Genomic DNA, 320 nt, shown 5'->3' with positions numbered 1-320 from the left:
TCGGCGCTGGAGCGTGTGATTGCCCAGCATCCGCAAGTGGAGCGTTTGTTGTGCGGGCATTTGCATCGCCCCATGCAGCGGCGTTTTGGTGGCAGCGTGGTAAGCATCTGCCCTGGCACGTCACACCAGATCGTGCTGGACCTCGACGAAGCCGCGCCTGCCCATTTCAACCTGGAACCGGCAGGCTACGTGCTGCATCGCTGGCATTCGGAACAGGGGTTTGTCAGTCATAACGCAGTGTTCGGCGACTATGAAGGGCCATACCCGTTCTACGATGTGAACGGGTTGATTGATTAATTGATTGCTCATCGCTCCCACGC

General features: G+C 58.1%; 1 pseudogene. It reads left to right on the top strand.

The annotated features are described in order from the left end of the window. Positions 1-297, top strand: a pseudogene (locus tag ALO43_RS17680) (phosphodiesterase); the annotation flags it as partial. Between the last annotated feature and the right edge of the window lie 23 nt (positions 298-320).

This window comes from Pseudomonas tremae (genome assembly GCF_001401155.1).
Classification (GTDB): Bacteria; Pseudomonadota; Gammaproteobacteria; order Pseudomonadales; family Pseudomonadaceae; genus Aquipseudomonas; species Aquipseudomonas tremae.
This window is presented reverse-complemented; position numbering and strand designations above follow the sequence as displayed.